Origin of the sequence: Peribacillus sp. CSMR9, from assembly GCF_033141925.1 — a bacterium.
Lineage (GTDB): Bacteria > Bacillota > Bacilli > Bacillales > DSM-1321 > Peribacillus > Peribacillus simplex_A.
In genome coordinates this window covers 54,296-64,565 of record NZ_JAOPHO010000023.1, presented here as the reverse complement: position 1 = coordinate 64,565, position 10,270 = coordinate 54,296, and the positions used below count along the sequence as shown (strand labels likewise).

At 41.9% G+C, this 10,270-nt stretch carries 5 protein-coding genes; 4 read left to right on the top strand and 1 reads right to left on the bottom strand.

Annotated features, from left to right (window positions below; all coding sequences use genetic code 11):
* Positions 1-890: 890 nt before the first annotated feature.
* Complete coding sequence (locus N9I19_RS12775) at positions 891-1,265, bottom strand: YhjD family protein (RefSeq protein WP_061462043.1); 375 nt, start codon at positions 1,263-1,265, stop codon at positions 891-893.
* 292 nt (positions 1,266-1,557) lie between these two features.
* On the opposite strand from N9I19_RS12775, the gene N9I19_RS12770 reads away from it, so the two are divergent.
* From N9I19_RS12770 to addA, 4 genes are all read left to right on the top strand, one after another.
* Entirely contained in the window at positions 1,558-2,172 is a 615-nt protein-coding gene (locus N9I19_RS12770) for a TVP38/TMEM64 family protein (protein ID WP_317777984.1), read from the top strand.
* A 33-nt stretch (positions 2,173-2,205) separates the two neighbouring features.
* On the top strand, positions 2,206-2,769 hold the full coding sequence (gene lepB / locus N9I19_RS12765; protein WP_284471490.1) for a signal peptidase I: 564 nt from the start codon (positions 2,206-2,208) through the stop codon (positions 2,767-2,769).
* Between the two features lie 190 nt (positions 2,770-2,959).
* Positions 2,960-6,457, top strand: coding sequence for a helicase-exonuclease AddAB subunit AddB (gene addB, locus N9I19_RS12760; RefSeq protein ID WP_317777983.1), 3,498 nt, complete (start codon positions 2,960-2,962; stop codon positions 6,455-6,457).
* A complete protein-coding gene (addA, locus tag N9I19_RS12755) occupies positions 6,450-10,184 on the top strand; it encodes a helicase-exonuclease AddAB subunit AddA (protein WP_317777982.1) in 3,735 nt (1,244 codons plus the stop codon). The genes addB and addA overlap by 8 nt, the downstream gene beginning before the upstream one ends.
* Positions 10,185-10,270: the final 86 nt, after the last annotated feature.

The window sequence follows — 10,270 nt, the reverse complement described above, 5'->3', positions numbered from 1 at the left end:
CAGGCAAAAATTCAAAGGGAATCTCAAAAAGGGGTTCGGAATTTTTTAATTCCGAACCCCTTTTGTCTACAAACTGAGCCCTTCTCATAAGAGAAGGGCTCTATTATTAATCTTCAAATAACACTTCCATAAATCGTCGATTTCTTTTTAAATTTTTTCAGTGCTTTCTTTAATAAATGTGATGTTTCCCTCCTACCATGTTCCCTCTTCAAATAATATTATTACCGTTAGTACTTTTATAAAAATAATTAATTCCAGCCCACAATATAGATTACTCCTAAGTTTTCTAAATTGAGGGAGGGTTATTTTAACATCCAATGATTTTACGATTAAACAAAGGAGTATAAGTTTGTGAGTTATTCACTTCACAATATAATAGATAACCTCTATGTTTCACAAAGGTCTTTTTATACATAATGATAGAGATTATATTGATTTGCCGTTTTATTCATCTGCCGTGACCAAAGTAAGGTAAAGGATAACGTTTTCATTTGTCTCTAATATAGACTTATAACAATCTTTTGCAAAAACGTTTTGCTGACTCTAAAATGATAGTGTTGGGGAATAGTTTTATTAAATGTACAGAATAAGATGTGAGTAAAATACCGATTAAATATGAGCATACGAGCCCGGCCTATTATTCGTTAAGACTGTGTCCTCGAAAATGTTTGTCATAATCAGTAAGCAGCTAAATGTGCAAACGGTTTATGACAATAGTTGAGGGTAGTGAGCCTTATCGATCTTGGTCATGATAAATTGAAATCACTCATCTATAAGAAGCAGGAAAGAAGAGATGCGTTTTTTAATGGTCATACTTTCCCTACACCCCAATGCATCTATATAATTAACAGATAATCATACATGGAGGATGGCAGCATAGGGATAAGCTGCTAAATATCCCTAGCATGGTGACTTTTTTCGAAAAAGTAATAACATAACAAGTCTTCCGTTTTATTCCGAAGGCGGGGATTGAAATAATTATGATGTTCTTCATATCCTTTATATAAAAAACAATACATCGTGAAGGATTCATCACGTTTGATTTCACTTACTTTAATATTCTCCTTGCGCAAATAGCGCCGTACCTCGGCAAGATCGTCCTGAACGACTTTTAATATATGCTCGACTAGTTCCGAATAGGGCCTTTTTAATTTAAACGGACTAATTTCGATGACCTTGAGATCCCGGTTTAAGACTGTAATAACCATAGGGAGGTAGATGGCTTTTTCAATCATATTTCGGTCATCTTCTGGAATGCGGGTCATCATGACCGCTCCTTTCTAAAAAAGCACGTTTTTAATATTAATATGTATATCTTGTGAAAATCAGAACGTTTGTTCTCGTTTGTTTATCCTAATGTATTTTCAGTTTATATGCAAGAAGTTTTGATAAATGATGAAATTTTTGTTAACAAGATTATGTTTTCCTGAGATAGGGAAAGTATGAAGATATATGGATAATAATTCTTGCAATTTCAGGGGAAAGTGATATATCTAAAATAAACGGTTTTTAATAAGTTTATGCTGCTTTGATAGTAGCATGTCGAGGGAGATAATTATGGATTTGGATACTATACATGAGTGGTTTACACTTGATAATATATCGGCGCTCATTCAGCAATATCGCTCATTCGGTCCAATTTCCGGAATCTTACTGCCGATGTTGGAAGCTTTTTTGCCCTTTTTACCCTTAGTGGTGTTCGTGCTTGCAAATGCAACGGCTTTTGGTCTCTGGTGGGGATTTTTATTTTCTTGGATTGGTGCAGTAGCGGGGTCTTTTTTGATCTTTTTAGTTATTAGAAGATATGGTCAAATGAGGTTTTTTCGATTTTTGCAAAAACATAAGCAGGTGCAGAGGTTGATGGTTTGGGTGGAAAGCCATGGATTCGGTCCTTTGTTCATACTGCTCTGCTTCCCTTTTACACCGTCGGCCATCGTGAATATCGTGGCAGGACTTTCAAAGGTAAGTCCCTTGCAATATGGACTTGCAGTCGTTGGAGGGAAAGCGGTGATGATTTTTACGATCAGCTTCGTAGGTTACGATTTGGTATCCTTAATACATAAGCCTGTACGTACGATCATTATCGGGATTGTCATCTTTATCTTATGGTTTGCGGGAAAAAGACTGGAAGTCCGATTAAATAAAAGCATGAAGAGAGAAGAAGGACAATAAATTAGTATATAAATGTAGTAGGGGTTGAACCAGATGGAAAAAACAAACAAGAATTCTTTGTCCGATTGGATAAAAGCAGCCATGATAGCTTTTGTTATTTACATCTTAATCCGTACATTTTTCTTTTCAAGCTATGATGTTGAAGGGGATTCGATGCAGCCGACTCTTGAAGACGGCAATAAACTTGTCGTGAATAAAATCCATTATCAGATTCAAGATATCAACCGTTTTGACATTATAGTTTTTCATGCGAATGCACAGGAAGATTATGTTAAGCGAGTTATAGGGATTGCAGGTGACCGCATTCGTTATAAAGATGATTGGCTTTACGTAAATGGTGAGAAAGTGGATGAGCCTTATCTTGAGAAATACAAGGAAGGTTTCCCGGGACAGGATTTTACGGGCGATTTTACATTAAAGGAATTGACGGGCATGACAACAGTCCCGGAGGGCAAGCTTTTTGTCATGGGTGACAATCGCCTTGAAAGTGCGGACAGCCGTCACTTTGGTTACATACCAGTTGAAAATGTTGTCGGTAAAGTCGATGTTCGATATTGGCCGATCAAAGAGTTCAATTATAAATTTACAGGTGAATGATTGAGGAAGCCCGAAAATTATCAGGGCTTTTTCTTTTGGAGGAAACGCGAACGTACGATTGGTGTTTTTTAAAGGGAAACGGTAAAATAATAGAATGTAAATCTAATTGGAAACAGAAACCTAGTCAAAAAGACGAAAGTATTTCTGGTATGATGGATCTAGATATTATGTTGTATAAGGGGGAAAAGAGATGTCACTCCGTTTTTTACTGGGAAGATCGGGTGCAGGGAAAACTTCGAATATATTGGGCGAAATTCGCACCAAATTGGCAGAAAATCCCGAAGGCAATCCAATTATCTACCTCGTTCCTGATCAGATGACGTTTCTATCTGAATATAAATTAATTAAAACACCAGGCCTTGCCGGAATGATCCGTACACAGGTTTTCAGTTTTAGCAGGCTTGCTTGGCGCGTTCTTCAGGAAACTGGGGGAATGAGCCGGCTCCATTTGGACAGCGTTGGCGTTAATATGTTGATAAGGAAAATCATGGAGGATAAAAAAGAAGAGTTAAAGATGTTTCGTCGATCTGCTGATAAGCAGGGGTTCATTGCACAGATGGAGCTTATGCTGGCTGAGTTCAAGCAGTATTGCATCAAACCGGATGACATTCAAAACTATTTGACCGAAACATCACCCTCCGGCAGCGGCATTCAGGATAAACTTCATGACCTTGAATTGGTCTATCAGGCGTTTGAGGATGAAATGGTTGGCAAATATTTAGATTCCGAAGACTATTTCACTTTGCTTATCGAGAAAATGTCTGAGTCTTCATATATAAGGAATGCGGATATCTATATCGATGGTTTTTATAGCTTGACGCCACAGGAATTGTTGATTGTGGAAGAAATGATGAAGCTGTGCAGGAGTGTAACGGTCTCGCTGACGTTAGATCAGCCCTACAGACAATATGCTCCGGATGATTTGCAATTGTTCAGGCAAACGGGAAATCTTTATCATAACCTTTATCAGGCTGGATTGAGGAACGGTATACCCATTTCAGAAGATCGAATCTTAAAAGGGACGGAAAGGTTTGGAAAGAGTCCGGGCCTGAATCATCTGGAAACTTACTTTGCCATTCGTCCTGCACGGACGTTTGGGCAGTCACCTGATGTAACGATTGCCCAGGCAGTTAACCGCAGAGCTGAGATTGAAGGAGTTGCCCGGGACATCTTGACGCTTGTCAGACAGAAACAGCACCGTTTCCGTGATATTGCGATTTTAGTCCGAAATGGAGAGGCATACGCAGATATTTTACAAACCGTTTTTCGGGATTATCAAATCCCCTTGTTCGTCGATTCCAAACGGACCATGCTGAATCATCCTCTGATTGAACTGATTCGTTCGACTTTGGAGATCATCAATGGATATTGGCGTTATGAGCCGGTATTTCGTGCAATCAAGACGGAGCTTCTATTTCCGCTGCAAAAAAATCACGATAGAATGCGCGAACAGGTTGATAAGCTGGAAAACTATGTGCTGGCCCGTGGAATTAAAGGAAGCAGGTGGACGTCCAAAGAGCGTTGGACCTACCGGCGTTTCCGCGGACTGGAACTAGAGGACCGAAACCAGACGGATAAGGAAATGAAGCTTGAGCAAGAGCTGAATGAGATGAAGCAATTATTTACCGAGCCCATCTTGAAGCTATCAAAACGTGTTAAAAAGGCAGCTAATGGCAGGGAATTGTGTGAGGCCCTTTATCTATATCTTGAGGAATTGCATGTACCGGAAAAATTGGAAAAACTGAAACAGGAGGCAGAAGAAGCGGGTGATTTGGTATCGGCTAGAGAGCATGAGCAAACGTGGAATGCGGTTGTCGACTTACTAGACCAATTCGTTGAACTGCTGAGCGGGGAAGAGCTTTCCATGAAACAGTTTGCGGTAGTCATTGAAGCTGGTCTGGAGTCACTTGAATATTCTTTGGTACCGCCGGCAATTGACCAAGTCCTAGTAGCTAATCTCGATTTATCCCGCCTGGATGATGTGAGGACAGCTTTTGTCATCGGCTTGAATGAAGGGGTTTTGCCAGGAAAGGCTTTATCTGACGGAATATTTTCAGATAGTGATCGTGAGCTGCTGCTGGCTGGTGGACTTGATGTTGCTCCAAATTCAAAGGTGCGCCTCCTTGATGAGGAGTTTACTGCGTATAAAGCTTTTACTACACCTGCTGAAGCCCTTTATTTATCATATCCGCTTGCCGATGAGGAAGGAAAGGCACTTTTACCCTCATCCTATTTGAAAAGGGTAAGGGACGTATTGCTTAACGTTTCCGATGTGTATTATATGAACGATCCATCCGATCTGACTGCTGAGGAACAGGTGAAATATGCGGCGAATTATGATGTGGCACTATCGTACCTCGCTACCCAATTGCAGCTGAAAAAAAGGAACTATCCAATCCACTCACTTTGGTGGGATGTATATAATTCCATTTTGGAGGATGAAAAGGCCGGTCCTTCAGCAACCAAGGTTTTATCGAGCCTTTTTTATCAAAATGGAACAAAGAAATTATCAGAGGAAACAAGCAAGCAATTATATGGTGAGAGCATTCTTACGAGTGTATCCCGGATGGAAATGTTCAATAGCTGCCCGTTTTCCCATTATGCCGCTCATGGCTTGAAATTGAGGGAAAGGCAAATTTTCCGTTTGGATGCACCAGATATTGGTGAGATGTTCCACGGAGCGTTGAAAATGATTTCGGATTACTTAAAGGAACATGATATTCCTTGGTCTGCTTTGACGAAGGAACAATGTTTGGAGTTGGCTAGAATTGCTGTGGAGAAACTTGCTCCTAAACTTCAAAATCAGATTTTGTTAAGTACGAACCGCCATCACTATTTACGCAGGAAACTGGAACACGTGATTGGACGGGCCTCAATCGTATTAAGTGAACATGCAAAGGTGAGCGGTTTTGCTCCAATTGGATTAGAACTTGGATTCGGAAAAAATGGAGAGCTGCCGCCACTTTCTTTCACATTGAAAAACGGTACGAAGATGGAATTGATCGGGCGGATCGACCGTGTGGATAAAGCGGAAGAAGGTGAGGGTGTCTATTTGCGTGTGCTTGATTATAAGTCGAGTGAAAAGGAACTGAACATGAGTGAAGTATATTATGGACTTGCGCTGCAAATGTTGACATACCTTGATATCGTCGTCACCCATTCGAAGTCGCTAATTGGAAAGGAAGCTATTCCAGCCGGCGTTTTGTATTTTCATGTGCATAATCCTGTTGTCAAATCAAAGGGAATGCTCAGTTTGGATAAAATTGAAGAAGAAATTTATAAAAGTTTTAAAATGAATGGACTTGTACTGGATCATTCAAATGTCATTCAGATGATGGATACTTCGCTTGATATTGAAAATTCAGGTAAGTCGGAAATTATTCCAGCTGGATTTAAAAAGGATGGTTCGCTCCTGGCGGCTTCCAAAGTAGCCAGCAGGGAAGAGTTTTCGCTTCTGAATCATCATGTGCGCCGCGTTTATCAGGAGGCTGGTGATCGAATGGTCGATGGTGATGTGGATATAACGCCATATAAATTAAAGGAAAAAACGCCGTGCACCTTCTGTTCCTTTAAATCGGTATGCCAATTCGACCAGTCACTGGAGGAGAATCAATTTAGGAATTTAGCACAGAAGAAACAAAATGATGTTCTTGAGCTATTAAGAGGGGAGGGGGAGAGCGATGAGTAAAACGAAAATCCCTGCTCTGCCAGGAGACGTGACCTGGACGGAAGATCAGTGGAAGGCGATATGGGCTAAAGATCAGGATATTCTGGTTGCGGCGGCTGCAGGTTCAGGGAAAACTGCGGTGCTGGTCAATCGGATCATCCAAAAAGTCATTTCAGAAGAAGATCCAATCGATGTTGATGAACTGCTCGTCGTTACATTCACCAATGCTTCGGCTGCCGAGATGCGCCATAGGGTAAGCGAGGCATTAGAAAAAGCGATCAATGAAAATCCGCATTCACAGCATCTGCGGAAGCAGTTGAGCTTGATTAATCGCGCTTCAATTTCCACACTTCATTCCTTTTGTTTAGAGGTGATCCGGAAGTATTATTACCTGACGGAAATCGACCCAGGCTTCCGGATTGCAGACTCTACAGAGATCCAGCTACTCCGTGATGAAGTGATGGAAGAACTTTTCGAGGAACAGTATGGCCAAAATGATAATGATGAGTTCTTTAATTTGGTTGATGCTTTTACGAGCGATCGAAATGATGATGCACTTCAGAATATAGTTCGATCGCTGTATGATTTTTCGCAATCAAATCCTGATCCGGACAGATGGCTCAATGGTGCAGCAAGCATGTATGAGTTGGCTGATGATGATGGGATTGATGACCTTTCGTTTATCGATTCATTGAAATTCGATATTGGTTTACAACTGGACACTGCCAGGGATTTATTGGAACGGTCGCTTGCGTTGACAAAAGTCCCTGGGGGGCCGGCACCAAGGGCTGAGAACTATTTAGCCGATTTGACCCTGGTTGCTAAACTTTCGGAAGTGAAAGACCAATCCTGGAATTCTCTTTATGAAGAAATCCAAAACGTGAAATTTGGAACGGCAAAACGGCTTACTGGTGAAGATTTTATCAAGGAAGTATCGGATGAGGCTACCAAGTATCGCGATAAGGCGAAGAAGATCATCAAATCGTTACAGGAAGAGTTATTTTCCCGAAAACCGGAAAGCTATCTGCGCGATATAAGGGAGCTCAAGGGTTATGTCGATACACTTGTAATGCTTGTTAAACAGTTTGACGATCGATTCTTTGCTGCAAAAGCAGAAAAGAACTTAGTTGACTTTGCTGATTTGGAACATTATTGTCTTCGGATTTTGACAGGGGAGATTGTGGATGGCGAACGAAAACCTTCAGCGGCAGCTATCGAATACAGGAATCAGTTCAAGGAGGTTCTCGTAGATGAGTATCAGGATACGAACCTTGTTCAGGAATCCATTTTAAAACTGGTGACGGCTGACGGCGAATATAATGGGAATCTGTTTATGGTAGGCGATGTCAAGCAGTCCATTTACCGCTTTAGGCTTGCGGAACCGAATCTCTTCCTTGGAAAATACACACGTTTTACCCATGATGGTGTTGAGTCCGGACTTAAAATAGATTTAAACCGCAATTTCAGGAGCCGAAAGGAAGTTCTCGATGGGACGAACTTCTTGTTTCAACAGTTGATGGGCATTACAGTCGGTGAGATTGATTATGATGAAGATGCCCAATTGAAGAAAGGTGCCCCATATCCCGAAGACGATCCAAACCCAATTGAACTCCATTTAATTGATGGAACAGCCGATTCGGGAACTCTTTCGGACATGGAAGGATCGGATGGCGGGTTTGAGGCTGAGGAACTTGAAAAAGCGCAGCTTGAAGCAAGGCAAATGGCTAAGCTCATTAAAAAGGCTATAGGCGAAAAGCATCGGATATATGATACGAAAACCAAAAAGTACAGATCTGCCACATATCGTGACATGGTCATTCTTCTTCGCTCGATGCCATGGGCACCGCAAATCATGGAGGAATTTAAAAAGCAGGGGATTCCAGTCTATGCCAATTTGTCGACAGGGTATTTTGAAGCGACCGAAGTGGCCATCATGATTTCCTTATTGAAGGTGATTGATAATCCGCAGCAGGATATCCCATTGGCTTCCGTTCTCCGTTCACCTATAGTCGGGCTGGATGAAGAAGAAATGTCACAGGTGCGTTTATTCCATACAGGGAGCTACTACGAAGCATTAGCTGATTTTTACAGAAAGAGTGACCCGGAAGAACATCCCGGGCTATATGAAAAAGCCTCAACTTTTTATAAAAAGCTAGTAAAGTGGAGGAAGCTTGCCAGGCAGGAAGCATTATCAGATTTGATCTGGCTTCTATATCGCGAAACGCAGTTTTATGATTTTGCAGGAGGGATGCCAGGTGGTAAACAGCGCCAGGCCAATTTAAGAGCTTTGTATGACAGGGCAAGGCAATATGAAGCAAGTTCATTCCGCGGTCTGTTCCGTTTCTTGCGTTTCATAGAAAGGATGCAAGAACGTGGAGATGATCTAGGGGCAGCCCGGGCTTTAGGGGAACAGGAAGATGTAGTCCGCCTGATGACGATTCACTCGTCAAAGGGTCTTGAGTTCCCGATCGTGTTTCTTGCCGGTCTTTCCAAGCAATTCAATATGATGGATATACGCAAGCCGTATTTACTGGATAAGGATTATGGCTTTGCGGCTAAGTATGTGAATTCCGAATTACGGATAACTTATCCATCCCTCCCTCAATTGGCTTTTAAGAAAAAAAAGCAGCTTGAATTAATTGCCGAGGAGATGCGTGTCCTCTACGTGGCACTTACTAGAGCTAAAGAAAAGCTTTATTTAATTGCCAGCATCAATGATGCAGAAAAAACGCAGCAGAACTGGGAAAGTAATGCGGCACATGGAGATTGGCTTTTAAAGGACTATGTACGGGCAGGTGCAAAAAGCTATCTTGATTGGATTGGTCCATCCCTTGTCCGGCATCGGGATTCCCTTGGTGCTGCAGGCCTTGGCTTGGAAATGGAGTCGCATCCATCGAATTGGTCCATTTCCGTCATTCCGAGTGAAGAACTTGCTGTCCTGGATGAGGAAGAGGCACTGGTACAGGAGCAAATACTCGATCATGTCCAAAAATCAGAGAAGGTCGCGATGGTTTCCGAATTTTATGATGATATCAAAAAACAGCTCGAATGGGAGTACCCCGAGCATGAGGCGACGGTGTATCGTTCCAAACAATCCGTTTCTGAACTAAAACGTCAATATGAATTGAAGGACGAGCAAAGCTCCACGGAGTTGTTACGTAAATTTAAACGTCCCATCACGAAGCGTCCGACTTTCATGCAAGAAAAGTCACTGACACCTGCTGAAAGGGGTACGATTACACATTTAGTCATGCAGCATATTGATCTATCTAAAGAGATTACCATTCAATCGATTCAGGAACTGATGGTAGACTTGATTCAACGAGAGTTGTTGACGGAGGAACAGAAAGAAGCTGTGGATCCGGAAACGATTGTCGATTTCTTTGACAGTGAAATCGGCCAAAGAATGCAGAGGGCCGGGAGCATTCGCCGTGAAGTGCCATTTACGATGTCGGTGCCTGCAAAAGAGGCTTACAGCGATTGGGCAACTGGCGAAGAGGAGATCCTTATCCAAGGTGTGATTGATTGTATCTTTGAGGATGAACAAGGTCTTGTGCTACTCGATTATAAAACGGATACAATCACTGGCCGTTTTGCTAGCGGGTATGAAGGGGCTAAAGAAATCCTTGCCGATCGATACCGGATGCAGCTTCAGCTATATACGAGGGCTGTTGAAGGGATATTGAATAAGAAAGTAACCAGCCGTTACTTGTTTTTCTTTGACGGATCGCATTTATTGGAATTATAAGAGAGACAGAGTGTCCCATTTATGCGGGACACTCAGTTTGTAGACAAAAGGGGTTCGGAATTAAAACATTCCGAACCCCCTTTTGA

What these genes read in the sequence shown, in the direction of transcription:
- N9I19_RS12775 (WP_061462043.1), bottom strand. Translation starts at nt 1,265, where the DNA reads ATGACCCGCATTCCAGAAGATGACCGAAATATGATTGAAAAAGCCATC.
- N9I19_RS12770 (WP_317777984.1), top strand. Translation starts at nt 1,558, where the DNA reads ATGGATTTGGATACTATACATGAGTGGTTTACACTTGATAATATATCG.
- lepB (WP_284471490.1), top strand. Translation starts at nt 2,206, where the DNA reads ATGGAAAAAACAAACAAGAATTCTTTGTCCGATTGGATAAAAGCAGCC.
- addB (WP_317777983.1), top strand. Translation starts at nt 2,960, where the DNA reads ATGTCACTCCGTTTTTTACTGGGAAGATCGGGTGCAGGGAAAACTTCG.
- addA (WP_317777982.1), top strand. Translation starts at nt 6,450, where the DNA reads ATGAGTAAAACGAAAATCCCTGCTCTGCCAGGAGACGTGACCTGGACG.